At 41.5% G+C, this 17,210-nt stretch carries 15 protein-coding genes; 7 read left to right on the forward strand and 8 right to left on the reverse strand.

The features are described 5' to 3' along the window. Positions 1-39: 39 nt before the first annotated feature. Positions 40-600, forward strand: coding sequence for an acyltransferase (locus tag CSV74_RS13545; RefSeq protein WP_099692093.1), 561 nt, complete (start codon positions 40-42; stop codon positions 598-600). A 644-nt stretch (positions 601-1,244) separates the two neighbouring features. On the opposite strand, the gene CSV74_RS13550 is transcribed toward CSV74_RS13545, so the two are convergent. Then, positions 1,245-2,153, reverse strand: a complete 909-nt coding sequence (locus tag CSV74_RS13550) for an endonuclease (RefSeq protein ID WP_099692094.1) — start codon at positions 2,151-2,153, stop codon at positions 1,245-1,247. Between the two features lie 322 nt (positions 2,154-2,475). On the opposite strand from CSV74_RS13550, the gene CSV74_RS13555 reads away from it, so the two are divergent. Both CSV74_RS13555 and CSV74_RS13565 read left to right on the forward strand, forming a co-directional pair. After that, positions 2,476-3,576, forward strand: a complete 1,101-nt coding sequence (locus tag CSV74_RS13555) for a DUF2920 family protein (RefSeq protein ID WP_099692095.1) — start codon at positions 2,476-2,478, stop codon at positions 3,574-3,576. 439 nt (positions 3,577-4,015) lie between these two features. After that, on the forward strand, positions 4,016-5,350 hold the full coding sequence (locus CSV74_RS13565; RefSeq protein WP_233190954.1) for an IS110 family RNA-guided transposase: 1,335 nt from the start codon (positions 4,016-4,018) through the stop codon (positions 5,348-5,350). Between the two features lie 467 nt (positions 5,351-5,817). On the opposite strand, the gene CSV74_RS13570 is transcribed toward CSV74_RS13565, so the two are convergent. Then, the gene (locus CSV74_RS13570) at positions 5,818-6,024 is read right to left on the reverse strand and encodes a BshB3 potential contributor to bacillithiol synthesis (protein WP_099692098.1); all 207 of its coding nucleotides are present in this window, start codon (positions 6,022-6,024) and stop codon (positions 5,818-5,820) included. Between the two features lie 863 nt (positions 6,025-6,887). Here CSV74_RS13570 and CSV74_RS13575 point away from each other — a divergent pair. Together CSV74_RS13575 and CSV74_RS13580 are read left to right on the forward strand one after the other, a co-directional pair. Further along, complete coding sequence (locus CSV74_RS13575) at positions 6,888-7,706, forward strand: choline kinase family protein (protein WP_158231806.1); 819 nt, start codon at positions 6,888-6,890, stop codon at positions 7,704-7,706. A gap of 33 nt (positions 7,707-7,739) precedes the next feature. Beyond that, positions 7,740-8,159 carry a PaaI family thioesterase gene (locus tag CSV74_RS13580; RefSeq protein WP_099692100.1) on the forward strand — a complete coding sequence of 140 codons (420 nt, stop codon included), beginning with the start codon at positions 7,740-7,742 and terminating at the stop codon, positions 8,157-8,159. Positions 8,160-8,385: 226 nt separating this feature from the next. Here the strand turns inward: CSV74_RS13580 and CSV74_RS13585 are convergent, their stop codons facing one another. The 5 genes from CSV74_RS13585 to CSV74_RS13605 all read right to left on the reverse strand — a co-directional run bounded on the left by CSV74_RS13585 (position 8,386) and on the right by CSV74_RS13605 (position 14,325). Further along, entirely contained in the window at positions 8,386-9,645 is a 1,260-nt protein-coding gene (locus CSV74_RS13585; protein ID WP_099692101.1) for a dihydrolipoamide acetyltransferase family protein, read from the reverse strand. 12 nt (positions 9,646-9,657) lie between these two features. Next, positions 9,658-10,653 (reverse strand): alpha-ketoacid dehydrogenase subunit beta, encoded by a 996-nt coding sequence (locus CSV74_RS13590; RefSeq protein WP_099692135.1) that lies wholly within the window; start codon positions 10,651-10,653, stop codon positions 9,658-9,660. 26 nt (positions 10,654-10,679) lie between these two features. Further along, complete coding sequence (gene pdhA, locus CSV74_RS13595) at positions 10,680-11,744, reverse strand: pyruvate dehydrogenase (acetyl-transferring) E1 component subunit alpha (protein WP_099692102.1); 1,065 nt, start codon at positions 11,742-11,744, stop codon at positions 10,680-10,682. 29 nt (positions 11,745-11,773) lie between these two features. Further along, a complete protein-coding gene (locus CSV74_RS13600; RefSeq protein ID WP_233190960.1) occupies positions 11,774-12,853 on the reverse strand; it encodes a Glu/Leu/Phe/Val dehydrogenase dimerization domain-containing protein in 1,080 nt (359 codons plus the stop codon). Positions 12,854-12,969: 116 nt separating this feature from the next. Beyond that, positions 12,970-14,325, reverse strand: coding sequence for a sodium-dependent transporter (locus CSV74_RS13605; protein WP_099692104.1), 1,356 nt, complete (start codon positions 14,323-14,325; stop codon positions 12,970-12,972). A gap of 286 nt (positions 14,326-14,611) precedes the next feature. Between CSV74_RS13605 and CSV74_RS13610 the strand changes: the two genes are divergently transcribed. Next, a complete protein-coding gene (locus tag CSV74_RS13610; RefSeq protein WP_099692105.1) occupies positions 14,612-15,076 on the forward strand; it encodes an Lrp/AsnC family transcriptional regulator in 465 nt (154 codons plus the stop codon). A 435-nt stretch (positions 15,077-15,511) separates the two neighbouring features. After that, positions 15,512-16,219 (forward strand): gamma-glutamyl-gamma-aminobutyrate hydrolase family protein, encoded by a 708-nt coding sequence (locus CSV74_RS13615; RefSeq protein ID WP_099692106.1) that lies wholly within the window; start codon positions 15,512-15,514, stop codon positions 16,217-16,219. A 102-nt stretch (positions 16,220-16,321) separates the two neighbouring features. Here CSV74_RS13615 and CSV74_RS13620 read toward each other — a convergent pair whose 3' ends face one another. Further along, on the reverse strand, positions 16,322-17,020 hold the full coding sequence (locus tag CSV74_RS13620) for a YjjG family noncanonical pyrimidine nucleotidase (RefSeq protein ID WP_099692107.1): 699 nt from the start codon (positions 17,018-17,020) through the stop codon (positions 16,322-16,324). Positions 17,021-17,210: the final 190 nt, after the last annotated feature.

The raw sequence follows: 17,210 nt of genomic DNA on the forward strand, positions 1-17,210 counted from the left end.
TGATACCTTTATTCTAAATATGAAAGGACTAGGGATGAAATGTTTAAAGTGCTCAAATTATTAAATGAGTTTAGAGTACGCTGGAAGTGGTCTAAAGAGTCAGATAGATTGGGATCAGATATCTTGGCTACTTATATATTATTCTTTTTACCAACTATGCAAAAGAAGATATGTAAAGAAAAGTTTAAGTTTTTTGGAGAAAATGCAGAATTTAGGATGGGAGCAACTGCAGTCAAATGTTCTAATATAAAATTAGGAGATAATGTAGTAATAAGGCCAGCAAGTGTATTAATCGCAACTGAGACGGGAGAAATTAATATTCAGAGAAATGTGTTGATAGGATCTGGTGTACATATGTATGTTAGTAATCACAAATATGATGATATTACACAACCGATATACTATCAGGGACATTCGCCATCTAAATCTATATTGATTAAAGAAGGAAGTTGGATTGGGGCTAATTCCATAATATTACCTGGAGTTACAGTAGGGAAAAATGCTGTAGTTGCTGCCGGTAGTATTGTTACGAAAGATGTTATAGATTTTACTATTGTTGGTGGAAACCCAGCTAAAATAATCAAAAAAATTAAATTGTAACTCAATGCATCTGTATTAGTTGTACAGTGTAGCTGATTGAAAATCGATATTGCTACGTTCAAATAACGGTCTACCCACTAGCATTGCAGAGATTACAATAAAGTCAATTTAATGCAAGATAATACTCTCACAAAACAAGTAGTCTATCACTCCGCTAATTATAAGATGATTGCTTTTTAGCAATATTTTTTTCTCGTTCAAATAATATTCCTTACTTTTAAGTATTACGATGACAAAGTCCTCGCCATATCGAATCATGATGGAAAGGTATTCTTGAAGCTTCCGCCTAGCTTTGCTTTTCCTTGAATTGAGGTCACAAGTTCTCAGTAAGTGACTGAATGGCTAAAAATATATGGCGGACTTTAAGAAGAAAATTCCGAAGAATTTCGCGGTTGATGTATAAACGTATGATTTCAATCAGTGCAAACTTGATCAACGTGATTAGCATTTGATTCCGAATGCCTTTAGGAGAGTTGCTAAACAAATGATTTACTCGTAAATGTTGCTTGATCCATTACAAAAAACAGTCCGATATACCAACGACTCTAGTATGAATTTAATATTGTAAACGTTAAACTAGAGTCAACGGTTTTCAACAAATATGGCAAGGCAAGCATGAAGAAAAATGGAAAAGATTCGCAGACTTAAGCGATAAAACAATAACTCACTAACAAGCTAACGGAAAATCCAGTCTGCTGACGAACCCTAGCTAATAACTTCCGGTATGGCTCTTGAATAACAATCTGATATCCAACTGTCGTCGTGTTTTTAACTGAAGCGAGTTGCTCAAAGTCGTTGAAAACCGTATGAAGGCAGACTAATTTCTTCTCTTCACACAAAAGTGAATGAAGGTTGACTAGTTTTTCATTGATTTCAGCAGTCGGCCTCCGTAAGCTGATTGCGGATGGCAGGTATACAGTCGTTCTTTTGGCGATAGGTTTTAATGGCAACGTGACAGCAGCTTTGCGTTTCATCGCAGGGCTCAGCCATGGAGAAACCAGTTTGAGAAAGTAGATAATTTGGAACTGATCATAGAGTATGAGCCGGTTCTGTCCATCTATTGAAAAACGCAGTTTGAACTTCTTGAATAGCAGTTGGATCAGTTGTTCATTTTCTAGTGCGGTAAAGCTGTCAGTGGAAAGTATAACTTTGTTCATGGTTCCATTAACTATTTTCACGTGACCGTCGTCTTGGTACCACCAGGATAATGCTTCCTCATTTAAATAAGATTCAAGGAAATCGAATGGAATGACTTTTTTTCCTTGTGGATACCATGTCTCGTATAGATTAGTGATGGTTGGATGCGTTTTGGACTGCACTATATATCTTTCCGAGTATTGTTTAATCAGACGCATATCAACGACTCTCGAGTAGGTTGGCGGCGAGAGTGGCAGGAAATCTTGTAAGCGTTCATGACAGTACTGTGCCAAGCCAAAGTCCTCTGTTCGATGCATGAATTGAAATCTTGGTTTTCGGTTACCTTGCTTCACTATGCAACCGTCTCCTAATAATTTTCCGCAAATTCGTGCGTAGAAATTAAATTGTTGATCCATTGTACTACCCCCCTTACGAATGCTTGTTCTTATTATAACTTATTTTCTTAAGAGAATCTTGTATCAAGCGACTTATATCATATTAATAAAATATACGCTTCTACATATCACGTATTTAATTACTCCATGAAAGATTTTCTACCAGTGAAACTCCTCCAATTAAAACCGATATAATACCTACATGCAATTCCGTATCTTCCATACTAAAGAGTATATTAAACGTTTGCAGAACTAGATGTGAGTAAGCAGCAAATAGTGGATTACATAGGCAGTATACATAAGGTACAAATATTTAAAATTAAATTAGTAAAGGGCGGAAATCATGGCGGAAAATCAAAGCATATTAATAGGGGCGCATCCCACAATTTACAATGGCTACATAGGTAGAGAACTAAGAATAGATTTTTCGTTACCTTCCGCTGGTATGAATGCACAAACCGGTATAATACTATTAGTTCCAGGGTTTGGAGGGAATATTGATTCCAAGGTTTATAAGAAAATGCGTGAAGAATTGTCCGATGGCTTCAATATGCTGACTGTCCAATCTGCATTCTTTGGAGATCAATTCATGCAAAGTTCAGAGGATTTTATCGTTGAGGATATAGAAGCGTATGCCCAAAAATATTTAACTGAAGAAGAGAAAGCTTATGTAGTAGGCAATACAGATAAAATGATTCAGCGGTTATCAACAATAGATTTCATTTTACCAGTTAAAGCGAAATTAACAGAAACAGAAAATATATTTAATGATATGGGTATTATGCAAGCGATTGATTTAATTACTACTTTAGAAGCTGTAAAAATACTATTGGATGGAAATGATTTGGAGTATAATTCTGATCAGATTATTGGCTATGGGCATTCCCATGGAGCCTATCTATTACATCTAGTAAATCGTATTGCTCCTAACCTCCTGTCAAATATAATAGACAATTCTGGATGGATAGAGCCCGCTTATCTAAAGTCGAATAGATATTTATTTCAGAAATTCAGCGAAATGACTTTGCAAATAGAATTTGATTACTTAGCAAAAAGGATTGTCCCTACCGAAATGATTTTTAGTCTGGACAAGTTGTATAATAACTTTGAAAACCAAGCCAACATACTTACTTTTCAAGGCACAAATGATAACTTAATAGATCATGAATACAAACAGAAAATATTTTCTTCCATTCCAAATACTAAATTTATTTTAATAGATGAAAAAGATGTTGATGGAATAAAGTATAAGTCAAATACTCATGGCTTAAATGCTGATTTTCTTGAAATGTTTAAATTCGCGTATAAAGTATTTGACGAAAAAGATAAAATGAGAAAAATGAAAAGAGAGTTTAAAAATGAGGACGAAGTTATTATTGCAAATACAAAAATAAACATTGACTATTCAAATGGATTACCTGTTTTTGTGGTTTCTGGATATTAATTTTCTATTACCGTAGGATAAATGAATGAAAAAACAAATGAAAAAACAAATTACACTAAGGGGCTGTTTGTATGGATGAAAGGCTCTTAGATCAACATATGGAAGGACAGCGGCCTTATTCACTGAAATGGCATAGAGAGCATGCTGTAATGATGCTCAATTCATCTTACGGCACTTTGAGTTATAAAGTAGGAATGGAAAGTTTTGTGCCGCCTAAAAATCTTTTATATCAAAGTTATCTTTATTCCATTTCAATATTGAGCTATTATATGAAATAGATTTAGTAAAACGCGAAGAAACCATTGTTTTCAGGGTATAGGAGAGTACCAATCACAGAACTTCCTACCCAACCTCACTAGTAAAAGAGGAGCTGAAAACAATGGTTATGTCAACATTTAATCATATTCAGGGAAGAAACGGAAGTAATTGGAGTCACTTGATGAGGAGCCAAAAAGCAGACAAGTACTGTATCGTAGCGATTGACGCTGCCAAGTATGTGAATACGGCGATGATCTGTACCATTTTTGGAGATATTTTAAGAGGACCTTTCGAATTTGACGGATCTCAAACAGGGTTTCAAGTATTAAAGAAGGAAATTGACCAGACGCGAGAAGCCTATCAATTAACTCGTGTTATCTTGGGCATTGAAACTACTGCCCATTACTATGAAGACCTGGTTAGAGTATGTGATCAGCAAGGCTATATGGTGCGCGTAATTAATGCGGCGACTACAGCGGAAGAACGTAAAAAGATGCTGAACTATACCAAGACCGACCGAGTGGATTTACAGGCGATAGTACAATCTATCCTCCAAGGGCGTGGAGAAAGCAGCAAGAAGAAGGCACACGACCTAGAAAGGCTTCAAACACTGACTCGGGCAAGAAGGCGGTTGATTAATGAGCAGACCCGCTGTATGAATGTGATGAGTGTGTATATGGATCACATCTTTCGTGAATTTCAGGGCAAGAATGTACGAAAAGACGGAAAGAACCAAGTGGTGAAGGTATTTTCTGAATTCACGTCCAATGCTTCCCTCTTCCTCATGAGGTATTATCCGCATACGACAGATATCTTGGAGCTCGGGGCCGATGGACTGCGCAACCTGTCTATTGAACACAACCTAAAATTGCGTGACGCCACGATTGATCGACTGTTGGCATACGCAAAAGAAAGTATCTCCAAGCCGAAAGAGGCATTAGCTGCCGAACTCTTTCTTCTGAGGCTCAAGTTGGATGAATACGAACTCCTTTCCCGGCACACAGCTGAATTAAAGGAAGTCATTGAAGAACTGCTTTTGGAAACCGACGGCGGAATCTTATTAAGTATCCCGGGAATCGGCGTGACACTGGCAGCGGAATTGACAGCGGAAATGGGAGACCTGAACGCGTTCACCCATTCAGGTCAACTCATTAAGATGGCCGGTACAAATCCCGTAGTGAAGCAATCGGGTGGTAAACAAGCCTCGCATTTCGCTATCTCGAAGCAGGGGCGAGCGGCATTTCGAAGCGTTGTCTACCAAGCAGGAGAGTGTGTAGCTACCCATAATCCTGAAATGAACGCCCGGTATCAACAGATGAAAGAGCAGGGAAAGCTTTCAGGCCAAGCCTATATCGCACTGGGGAATCGAATCTTACGCCTTGCCTATGCGATGAGAAAACATCAATCACTTTACCAGAGCACGAATCCGGATTATGTCTTACTGACAGTAATTGCCGGGAAATTGAGAAATAAAGCGAAACAAGCGGTCTTCTTCAATCACTTTGTCAGTGTATAAAAGACGAAATGTATCTCTCTTCCTAAAAAAGGCGTCTCTCCGGAGCGTAGATCACAAAGAAACCTACCTTGAGGCCGTAGAGGACCTCGGTGCACAGCGTTATGGGTCTAGTTCCACAAATACGGATAAAACGTAAAAGCATATAGTTTGGATTTAATAGGATGTATCCCTGTGGAATGAAAAAAGCGAGACCTTTCCCGCTGCGGAAAGACGCCATCATAGAGTGTTCTGTGATTGTCGAGTTTCAAAAAAATAGTATCTTGAGGCTTTAGTTTCGTGCGGCTAAAATTCGTATAACGTGGCGCTTGACTTATTTCACATTAAACGCTGTGCATCACACAACTTAGTAACGATTCTAAATAGTGTCAGAATTGTGTGATGGACAGGTAAACAAGAAGTGGTTTAGACGGTTACTAAGAATCGAAAAAACATGTGTTTCTTCAGTACTACCAAACCGTCCTCCAGTCTTAATAAAATATAAATATAGCGATAACAGTCAATATAATAATCACGGGTACTGATAAAACATAAATCCACAGCAAATTGGAAAAACTTTTTTTACTACTGTAATTTTTATTCTTGGAAGTAGTACTGGAATTGGCAACGGATAGGGTCAAAATCAATCCGACAACTAAAACAATAATAACGAGAATCATGGCTACGATAAGGCCCAAGTTGATGAAGTCCTCCTTTTAAAAATAAATTCCTTTGTTCCATACGTTATTATGATATCACATATAACATTTTCGAAGAATATCCAATTAGGGGTTATTTAAGCCAACCACTTTATGTAACAGTTGTTGCATCAAAGTGGTTGGTTGCAGGTTATGAGATCGTCAAGAATTATGTGTCAAAGTGTAGCCTACCTGTCCATCAAACGGTTTAGATGCAATTCTGAATTATTTTGGAGTTGTATGATGCACAGGCAAACAAAAAAGCATTGCCCAATAGTTACAGGTGGTCTGCCTAAAGTCGACAGGTGTACCTGACGACATTGAGCAAGTGCACTTGCCTAAAACCGCCAAGCCAATAACTAAAGAACTTAAAGAATCTTAAGAAATAAGAATAGTGTCGAGATGAATCTCGACGTTGCACATTTCTTTATGCAGTGCATGAGTGACGAAATTAGAAATCATATCGATTTCAAAAATAATTGCTACAGTGTGTATCCTTTTCGGAAAAAAGCTCTATATGACAAATGAGAGAGGACATGCAAAGCGAATCCACACAGGATGCGGTGATACTGCAAGACTATGTGAATAGATTTCGCCAATTCAATTTCCAATGGACTATAGTGAATCTAGTATTACTATTGATTTAAATGGAGCGTTGAAAGATAATAACGTAATAGGTGTGTCTTATTCGTAAGTGGATGCTTGATATATATAGTGATAAGAAAAGATCTATTCGGTAAAACGATTGATTTGAATTTACGGATTTCTGATTAATTTTCCGAATAATTAATAAGTATGTTGAAATCGGAAATTTACTAGAAGAACCGTACATACTACAGTACGAAAAACAGGGGTGTTATAAAGTGTTTCTAATTGAAGATCTAAAATACATAAAAAGACTAGGCGGTCTCACTAATCTAAACTTCCTCGTCGCACACAAAGGACAAAAATACGTCTTACGTTTTCCAGCGCATGAGTTCGAAGATATTATTAACCGCCACCATGAAAAAGAAAATCAGCGCATTGCAGCAGAAATTGGAGTAACGGTCGGCAACGTGGTGTTTACCGATGAAGGCATTAAAATGACTCCGTATTATGATGCGACGGCTAATTTAACGCGAGATTTGATTGTGACGAAAGAATATTTGGAGAAGATTGCAGGTGTGTTGTCTACACTTCATTCGTCGAAAAAGGAGTTCCCGAATCGCTTTAATTATTGGGGTGAGGTTGAGAAGTATAAAATTGCGTTAACGGAAATCCCTTCGCTTTATGTGTTGTTGGAGGAGCGGTTGAGGAATTTGACGCAAGGGGAGCGGCAGGAGTATGTGCCGTGTCATATGGATACGGTGTCGGCTAATTTTATTCTGAATGATGCGAAGCAGCTGCTGTTGATCGACTGGGAGTACAGTGGGAATTATTTGCCGGAGTGGGATTTGGCGGCATTTATTTTGGAGCGTGAGTTAAGTGAGCAACAAGAGCAAGAGTTACTCAGTTATTACGGTTTGCCAGCTTCTTCGAAACAGTCGCTTGATCTGCAGAAGTTGAAGTCAGATTTTCTTTGGTCGTTATGGTCGCTCGTTAAAGAAATAGAAGATCCTTCGTTTGAACAGTATACAGCGAAGCGGACGGAGCGCTTGCTCGAGGGGTTAGAGCAGTATTATCGTGTGTATGGGAATAATTAGATAGTAGACTAGTGGAAAGGAGTGAATGAATTTATGGCACAGTCGAAGACAGTGGATTTGATGGAGGTAGTAAAGGGGAATGCGACACCACCGAATTGTGATGTAACATTGCAGATTGAAGTATTGTCAGCAGAGGATGGAGTGGCACGTGGTGTTTGGACAGTGGATGAAAAGTTCATGAACGGAAACGGGGTGTCGATGGGCGGCTTTTTAACATCTGCGGCAGATATTATGATGGCTTATGCGATTGCTTCAAAAATTACCGAAGATCAGACATTTGCTTCTGTGGATATACATACGACGTTCCACCGACCGGTATTCGCGGGGACGGTAAAGGTGGAAGCACGTGTAGAGCGGCTCGGACGCAAGATGGCTTACGTTGTGGCTAGCCTGTATCAACATGATAAGAAAGTCGGGGACGTCGTTTCTTCTGTCATGATCTTGGCTAAGTAAGTTGAACCAGTACTGCAAAGAGAAGTCCACTTAGCGTTTATGTACAGATTATTTAAGCGGTTTTATTGCTTTGTGAAAATGCTTTCTAAAAACCTTTTTCGGTAACACGGGAAAGGTTTTTTGATGCATACACACCGAGCTGAGCGGCACGGATTGCAGCAGTATAGCCGCCCGGACCGCCACCAATAATCAGCTCTTTTTCGTGGATGATTTCATCTACTATTGATTATATCAATTCCAGCCAAAGCTTCTTAGGATTTTCAATTAATTCTGCAAAGCGATTTGTAAAGGCTACCGCCGTGGCACCGTCTGCTACCCGGTGGTCAAATGACATGGAAATATTCATCATCGAGCGGATCACAATTTCGTCATCATCCGTGACTACTGCGCATTTCTTCGTCTTATGGAATGCGATAATTGCCGTTTCAGGATGGTTGATGATTGGCGTCGCTCCAGTACTCCCAAGTGGTCCGACGTTCGTGATTGTCATCGTGCCACCTCGCATTTCATTACCTGACAATGTACCGAGCCGTGCTTTTTCATTCAGCTCTTTCATTTCAGCGTGGACTTCTAGCAACGTTTTCTTGTGAGCGTTTTTCAAAACAGGCACAATCAGCCCAAGTGTTGAATCGACAGCAAGTCCGATATGATAGTCTTTTTCAAGAATGATGACTTCATTTTCCTCATCCAACTTAGCGTTAAATACAGGGAAGTCTTTCAAGGCAACGACGAGTGCCTTGATGAAAAATGCGACCGCGGAAACAGAGACACCGTCTGCTTTTAATTCCTGGCGTAGCGCAAGGAGATTCGTCATATCGATTTCCTCGAAATGCGTCACATGCGGGATCGTCGTCAGTGACTGGGTCATTTTCTTTGCGATGTGCTTTCGGATGCCTGTGAAAGGGATCGTCTCCGCTTCTGTCCGAACCGATGCTACTTTAGCTGCAGGGGAGGGGGGAGCGGGCTCGGTGGTGTCCGTTGCAGCCGTTTCCTGCGCTACGGAAGTTTGGTTATTGACTTCTTCCATGAAGTGGAACACGTCCTGTACTAAAATACGGCCTGCAGGACCTGTTCCGCTGACTAGTGTAATATCGACGTCGTTTTCTCTGGCGATTTTGCGTGTGTACGGAGCTGCCATGATGCGACGTGGTCCTTTGATGTTTGCGGCAGGTGTAGTTTTTATAGGTTCGACCTTTGCTGCTGGCGCTGTCTCGGTGGTAGCCACGCTTTGATCCACCAGTCCGGATCGGTTTTCTGCTTCTATCAGCAAGATTGTGGTCCCTACTTCTACAGTAGAGGCGGTATTGATTAATAGTTCTCTTACAACTCCGGTTGCGGGTGACGGTAATTCCGCCACCATTTTATCGGTCTGTACTTCTACAAGTGCTTGATCAGCAACAACGGAGTCGCCGGGCTTCACGAAGTAGTGAAGAATTTCCGCTTCCGTCATCCCTTCTCCTATATCATGCAGTTTCACCTCTAACAATTGAAGACCCCCTTAGAATGTATACACTTTTTCGATTGCTTCTTCTACCCGTTTAGGAGTTGGCAGATACTCATCTTCCAGTGCGAAGAAGGGTACTGGTACATCAAATCCTGTTACTTTTTCAATCGGTGCTTTCATATATAAGAATGAAGTTTTATTGATAATGGACAGAATATCGTTTCCGACGCCTGTCGTTTCATGTGCTTCATGCACCACTACTACGCGACCAGTTTTTTGTACGGATTCTGCAATGATGTCTTTATCTAAAGGAAACAGAGTGCGGATATCAATTAAGTCACACTGAATTCCTTTTGCTTTCGCTTTTTCAACCGCTTTCTTCGCGACAGGTACCATGGAGCCCCAGGTGATGACAGTTACATCATCACCTTCAGTCACTTTCTTACCTTTTCCGATTTCGACTTCATACATCCCTTCTGGAACCTCTTCACGAACAGCGCGGTATAAGCGCATTGGCTCCATGAACAATACCGGATCCGGATCTTTAATCGCTGCGATTAGCAAACCTTTCGCATCGGCAGGGGATGAAGGGCAGACGACTTTAATGCCTGGCATATGTGTGAAAAGAGATTCCGGACTGTCTGAGTGAATTTCCGGTGCGCGCACGCCCGCTCCGTACGGCGCACGAATCACCATCGGCACCGTATATTTGCTCATCGTTCGCATTCTGACACGGGTCACATGCGTGGCAATTTGTTCGTATGCCGGATAGACAAAGCCGAGAAATTGTATTTCTACGATCGGAATCATCCCGTTCACTGCCAGTCCGACAGAGGAGCCGACAATGCCAGCTTCACTTAACGGTGTGTCAATGACACGGTCTTCGCCGAATTTTTCCTGCAGTCCTTCGGTTGCGCGGAATACACCGCCATTTTTTCCAATGTCTTCTCCGAGCAGCATGACCCGGTCGTCTTCCGCAAGCATCGTGCCAAGTGCATCTGTCACAGCTTGAACGAGCGTTAATGAACGTGTCGTTTTACTCGTTTCCATTGTTGATGTTTCAGCGACTGGATTCATTACTGATCCCTCCTAACTGATTGTAGATACTGTTCTTTCTGTTCCTGTAGTGGCCACGGCAACTCTTCAAATACATGGTCGAATAAATCTTCCACATTCGCTTTCGGGAAGTTTTCCATTTCAACGATTGCTTCTTCGATCTCCTCGTTGATCTGTGTACTGATTTCTTGAACCCATTTTTCGTCCCAATATGTTTGGTCTTTCATGAAACGTTCTAAGCGTAGCAGGGGATCCAGTTGATCACGTGTAGAATCCACCTCGTGTTGATCGCGGTATTTTGTCGGATCGTCAGCTGTTGTATGCGCACCGAATCGCTGGGTTACGGCTTCGATTAAAGTGGGTCCGTCACCATTTCTCGCTCTGTCGAATGCTTTTTTCGTTTCAATATACACTGCGAAAATATCGTTTCCGTCCACACGGATGCCAGGCATGCCGTAGGCGACACTTTTTTGAGCAATTGTTTTGGAGTTCATTTGCTTCTCGATTGGCACCGAGATGGCATATCCATTGTTCTGGTTAAAGAAAACGACAGGTAATTTAAATACGCTGGCAAAGTTCATGCCCTCGTGGAAGTCACCTTCAGATGTCGCCCCGTCGCCAAAATAGGCGATAGAGACATTTTTATTGCCCTTGCGCTTATCTGCCCACGCAGCACCTGCTGCATGCGGGAGTTGTGTGGCAATGGGAACGGCCGGAGGGAAGATATTGCGGTCAGGGTGCAAATTACCTTCCGCGCGCCCGTTCCAGTACAGCAGAACTTTCGGCATATTCGCGCCGAATGTCAACAGGGCGCCGTGATCACGGTAGGTAGGAAACACCCAGTCATCTTTCTTTAAAGAAAGAGCGCTTCCTACCTGTGCAGCCTCCTGCCCTTCGAAAAGGGCATATGTTCCAAGGCGGCCTTGACGTTGTAGGCTCTTCGCTTTGCGGTCAAAAGTTCTAATCCGTAGCATATGATAGTAAAAGGACTGAACTAATTCGGCTGTGATCTCTTCTTTAATCGAGTCATCCGAGAATGTTCCTTCTTCATTCACATATTGTATAATTGGATATAATTCTTCCATGAATTCATCACCTCATTCAGCTATTTTTATTACTGATGAAAATTCCATTTCGGTCGGTTTGCCTGTGTGAAGAAGCTGTTGCGATTTTTGGCATCCGCAATACGCTTTTCGCACATACGGTCTGCGGCAGTGGCAGTTGTCATATGATCCTGTTCTGCCTGATGGAATACTTCAAGCAGTGAGGTATAGATGTTTTCAGTTTTAGCGAGTACACGTGCAGGATTCGTTCCGTACAATTCATCCGCCACTTGGATTAAACCGCCACCGTTGACGATATAGTCTGGAGCGTACAAAATACCCTTTTCACGTAGCAGCTCTCCATGGCGGCTTTCCGCGAGCTGGTTGTTGGCTGAACCGGAGATTCCTCGTACTTTCAGCACCTTGAGCGTGTCGTCATTGATCACGCCACCAAATGCACAAGGAACAAAAACGTCTGCTTGCTGACTGTAAATCTCCTCACTTGATACGACTTTGACAGCGTTTCCACCGAGCTTCTGAATATCTGCAATCGCTTGCTCATTAATATCTGTGACGATCACGTTTCCACCTTCATTGATAATATGTTCAGCTACTTTGTAACCGACTTTTCCAAGACCTTGGATACTGTATTTTCGGCCTTCTACTTTGTCGTCGCCAAACAGATTCTGGTTTGTCGCTTTAATGCCATAGAAGACTCCGAGTGCAGTAGGGATCGATGAGTCTCCGCCGCCACCATATTCGACCGGCTTGCCCACGATGTAGTTTGTTTCTTTCATGGCATGCACAAAGTCTTCAAGCGTTGTGCCCATATCTGTCCCTGTATAAAAGCGTCCGTTCAATGATTCGATGAATTGACCGAAAGCACGGAATTTCTCAGGAGTTTTATCTGTTAACGGATCTCCGATGATGACGGATTTTCCGCCGCCAAAGTCTACATCAGCTGCCGCACATTTATATGTCATCCCTTTAGAAAGGCGAAGAACATCTTTTAATGCGAGATCCATAGTTTTATACGGCGCCATGCGACATCCACCGAGTGCAGGTCCCATAGTCGTATCGTGAACTGCAATGATGGCTTGAAGACCGGTTGCTTTATCATGACAGAATAGAATTTGTTCATGCTCGACCATTTTATCCAATACACTTGCCTTGTCGTCTTGTAAAGTCTGTTCAAAAGTTACCAAAATCATTTCCTCCTCTATTTTATTGCTGTGAACCTATAAGAGGGCATCAGCAATCTCTCTATTTATTTCAAGAAGTTCAATAGTCCAAGTACGTCTGCAAACACGATGAGAATAGCTACCGGTGCAAGGTAACGAATTAATAAAAACCAGGCAGAAAATAATTTTGTGCTGATGTTGGAGCCGGCCTTCAATTCTTCGTAGAGCTTTTCTTTCGGTATTTTTATTGGGATGAATAGAGCGATCAACAACGCACCAAGTGGCATGAGAATATTACTTACTAAAAAGTCGAAGGCGTCAAACAGAATCATACCGAAAATCGTAAAGTCGGATAAGATGCCGTACGATAACGCGGATGGGACACCGACGATAAAGATGGCCGCGCCAATCAACCAGGCGTGATTTTTCCTCTTCTTGTGATCCCCTTTGGAAGTAGCCGCTACAATGATTTCCAACATGGAAAATGCGGAAGTCAGCGCGGCAAACAGGAACAGAATCAAGAATGCTAGGAAGAACAATGTGCCAAACGGCAGTTGCCCGAAAATGGTGGGCAATACATTAAAGAGTAATGTAGGGCCAGCGTCCGGTTCGAGACCGAATGCAAAGACCGCTGGGAAAATAACCAATCCGGCCAGAACGGCCACGAGTAGGTTCATTAATACGATGGAAATAGCGGATTGTGGCAAACTCTCCTTCTTGGATAAATACGAACTGTATGTAACCATTACGGAAACACCGATACTGAGTGCAAAGAATGATTGACCCATCGCAAACAAGATCGTTTCAGAAGTAATGTTGCCAAAGTCCGGTTTTAGGAAGAAGCTGACACCTGCCATCGCTCCGTCGAGAGTGAATGAACGTATAGTCAAGATGATGAATAATACGAACAGTGCAGGCATCATATATTTACTGGCCTTTTCTATACCGCTTGTAACCCCTCTAGCTATGACAAATGTAGTCATAATCATGAATAGGAGCTGAGCACCTACACTCACGTAGGGACTGGATACAATGCTGCCGAATAAATCACCATAGTCAGCCTGCGTTAGACCACTCAGACTGCCCGTTGCAGCTTTCCAGATGTAGATGAGCACCCAGCCGCCCACCACGCTGTAAAATGATAGAAGGATGAAACACGTAACAATTCCCAGTCTTCCGATCAGATGCCAGGATGTACCTGGTGCGATTGTTTTATATGAATCAATTGCATCCTTCTGAGTACTTCGTCCAATAATGAATTCTCCCATGAGTAGCGGAAGTCCGATTAGGAAGGTGAAAAGTAAAAAGATTAATAAAAATGCTCCACCGCCACTTGTGCCTGCTACATAAGGAAATTTCCATATGGCACCTAAACCTATTGCAGAGCCCGCTGCTGCTAAAATAAAACCTAATTTAGAAGACCACTGATTGTTAGTATGCATGCGTCACGTTCCTTTTGTGTTATAGTTTTCATTGATGGGAAAAGAATTTTGGGATTTTGTAATCGCTTACATTTTTGTGTGAAAAAAATACCTATTTATTTATACATTGGGTTTGGGATACATGTAGTCTGTTTCATGCCTCCTTTGTCTGCCGTTTTCCCTTTGACTTAATAATAGAGTAAGTTATAATTTATTTACATGTCAGAAAAAAGTGGTTTTCACAAAAAAGACACAACTTTGAATTACTTTAGAGCATTTATCCTTCATTTTGGAAAGAGGTGGGATTTTGGACAAAACGGACATTAAATTATTGGAACTATTGCAAGAAAACAGCCGTGTGACAATCAGCGATCTTTCTAAACAATTATCTCTCAGTCGTCCTAGTGTTTCGGAACGTTTGCTGCGTCTGCAGGAAAAAGGTATTATAGAAGAATTTACTGCGCGAATATCATTGCAGGCACTCGGACTGGACACATTACTATTCATCCAAGTAAGTGAATTGAAAAAGAGGCCCAACGAGTTTGAGGAACAAATTAAAGAAGAAAATTCGATTCTTGAATGTCACCGTGTGACCGGAACGACAAATTATATCTTGAAAGCCGCAACGTCTAGCATGGGCAAAATGAGTGAGCTAATCGACCGGCTGATCCCATTCGGTACGTTAACGACTTCTATTGTATTGTCGTCGCCTATTCCATATAAAATTATTCTGCCGGAAGAAGACGTCGTAAAAGAAAACTGTTTGCTGTAACGGGTACCTGATGAGAATGTGTTGAATCTCTACTATATAAGCATATGTTTACGTTCTATTTGTATGCGCTTTCAAATTAGTGGCTAGTATTATAGAATAGAAGAAAAAATATCGATTAATTCTTTAGAAGAGACTATGTAATTAACGTCTTTGTGAAAGCGTTGTGTTTGATAACAAAATAGAACGCAGACCAATCATTTCAACAGGGATCCGGCTGATTTTTTATTTTTAATTTAATTCACATATACACAAAAACATTCTTAACAGAACAGAACCATACTCCACCTATCCCAGATCTTCCATTCGATGCATGAATTGAGATCTGGGTTTTCTATTTACTTGTTCAATAATGCAACGATCCCTGAGTAGCTTCCAGCAAATTCGGGTATACACTATTTCATCACTTGTAGGAATGTAAAAGGGAGAGTGTACTACATGAAACCATTAATTGGTGTAACGTCAGATATAGATCAGAACGGGGATACACTAGTTCAGACTAGATATGTACGAGCAGTTCGGCAAGCAGGTGGCGTACCCGTCATGTTGCCGGTAGGACTGGAAGCGATTGAAGAAGTTTGCAATCGGTTAGATGGTGTATTGCTAATCGGTGGGGAAGATGTGGATCCATTTTTGTATGGTGAAGAGCCGCATCGACAGCTTGGGAAAGTGTTGCCAGAGCGAGATGAGTCGGAGCTTGCGTTAATTAAAACAATGGCGGATCAGGATAAGCCGGTGTTTGGGATTTGTCGAGGGTATCAGTTGATCAATGTGGCGTTTGGTGGAACGATTTATCAGGACATATATGCGCAGCTATCAGAGGATTTGTTGCAGCATCATCAACTGACCGATTTAGAATTTGCTTTTCATTCAATTGATATTGTTGGAGATAGTAAGTTGGTGGAGTGGGCAGGCACTTCGGAAGTCCGCGTGAATTCGCTGCATCACCAAGCCGTGAGGGAAGTACGTGCACCACTTGTTGTGACCGCGTTTGCGAAGGATGGTGTCATTGAAGCTTTTGAGAGTACTGCGCATCGTTTTGTGGTAGGCGTTCAGTGGCATCCTGAAGCGATGGTGAAGAGGGAAGATCCTTTGTCGTTGAAGTTATTTGAGCAGTTTATTGAGGCGGCAAGCGAGAAAAGGTAAGGGATTTTCTGCAGAAGTCTTTAGGTCATTTCATTGCTAGCTTAATAGGTATATGAGAAACCCCCTCCAACGAAATGTATTGGAGGGGGTGTTGGTTTTAGATTAGTTGTTCTTTACTGTCGTACGGCCAACGCTGAATTCTGCCCATGAATGAATTTCATATGTCGGCTGAATTCCCGTATGGTTTTCGCGACGATTTGGATTGAACCAGCACGTGTCGATACCAGCGTTGATTCCGCCTTGAATGTCGGAAGTTAGAGAATCGCCAATCATTAGTACACGAGAAGGATCGGTAATGCCTAGTTTCTGAAAAGTATAGTCGAAAATTTCAGGTTGTGGCTTCTTGAATCCTGTTTCTTCAGAAGCAATGATGGCTTCGAACGTATTGCGTAAAGTTGAGCCGGCTATGCGCGCGTGTTGAGCGAGTGTGAAGCCGTTCGTTAAGATTGCCAATCGGTATTCAGATAGCTTTGAAATCATTTCTTCAACGCCGTCGATCAAATGAGATTCATAGCCTAGGTTTTCGATGTATAGCTCTCCGAAATGTGCAGCGTCAAGTTGTAGTTCATGATGTGCGAATAACCGACGGAAGCGTTCTACTTTTAACTCTTCAATTGTGATGCGTCCTTGTTCGAGATCATCCCAGATGACGGAGCTGATCGCACGGTACGTATCGCGGTAAGCTTCTAGGCCGTTTGGTAGTCCGAACGTGTTGAATGTATTGCCGAGTGCATGTTTTTCTGTTTCAGCAAAATCGAATAATGTATCGTCTAGATCGAATAATAATACGTCGTATGGCATAAAGAAACCTCCTTTTTTTACAATAAGTACTAGTATAACATGATGTGAACGATAGGTGGAAGGACTGCCGATTATGAATGGAAAATGAAGATCCAAGGATATGAGAGGTTCGAAAGAGTGTAATGCGTAGGTAGGATAATAATGGTATACTCGTCCATAGAATCTATATAAACTATTACGTTTGGAAAGG

The organism is Sporosarcina sp. P19, from assembly GCF_002743165.1.
In the GTDB taxonomy this organism is placed as follows: domain Bacteria; phylum Bacillota; class Bacilli; order Bacillales_A; family Planococcaceae; genus Sporosarcina; species Sporosarcina ureae.

Bases quoted from the DNA above. Each gene is read 5' to 3' on its own strand.
- CSV74_RS13580 (WP_099692100.1), top strand. From the start codon at position 7,740: ATGGCACAGTCGAAGACAGTGGATTTGATGGAGGTAGTAAAGGGGAAT.
- CSV74_RS13600 (WP_233190960.1), bottom strand. From the start codon at position 12,853: ATGGTCGAGCATGAACAAATTCTATTCTGTCATGATAAAGCAACCGGT.
- CSV74_RS13615 (WP_099692106.1), top strand. From the start codon at position 15,512: ATGAAACCATTAATTGGTGTAACGTCAGATATAGATCAGAACGGGGAT.
- CSV74_RS13620 (WP_099692107.1), bottom strand. From the start codon at position 17,020: ATGCCATACGACGTATTATTATTCGATCTAGACGATACATTATTCGAT.
- CSV74_RS13550 (WP_099692094.1), bottom strand. From the start codon at position 2,153: ATGGATCAACAATTTAATTTCTACGCACGAATTTGCGGAAAATTATTA.
- CSV74_RS13605 (WP_099692104.1), bottom strand. From the start codon at position 14,325: ATGCATACTAACAATCAGTGGTCTTCTAAATTAGGTTTTATTTTAGCA.
- CSV74_RS13545 (WP_099692093.1), top strand. From the start codon at position 40: ATGTTTAAAGTGCTCAAATTATTAAATGAGTTTAGAGTACGCTGGAAG.
- pdhA (WP_099692102.1), bottom strand. From the start codon at position 11,744: ATGGAAGAATTATATCCAATTATACAATATGTGAATGAAGAAGGAACA.
- CSV74_RS13590 (WP_099692135.1), bottom strand. From the start codon at position 10,653: ATGGAAACGAGTAAAACGACACGTTCATTAACGCTCGTTCAAGCTGTG.
- CSV74_RS13565 (WP_233190954.1), top strand. From the start codon at position 4,016: ATGAGGAGCCAAAAAGCAGACAAGTACTGTATCGTAGCGATTGACGCT.
- CSV74_RS13555 (WP_099692095.1), top strand. From the start codon at position 2,476: ATGGCGGAAAATCAAAGCATATTAATAGGGGCGCATCCCACAATTTAC.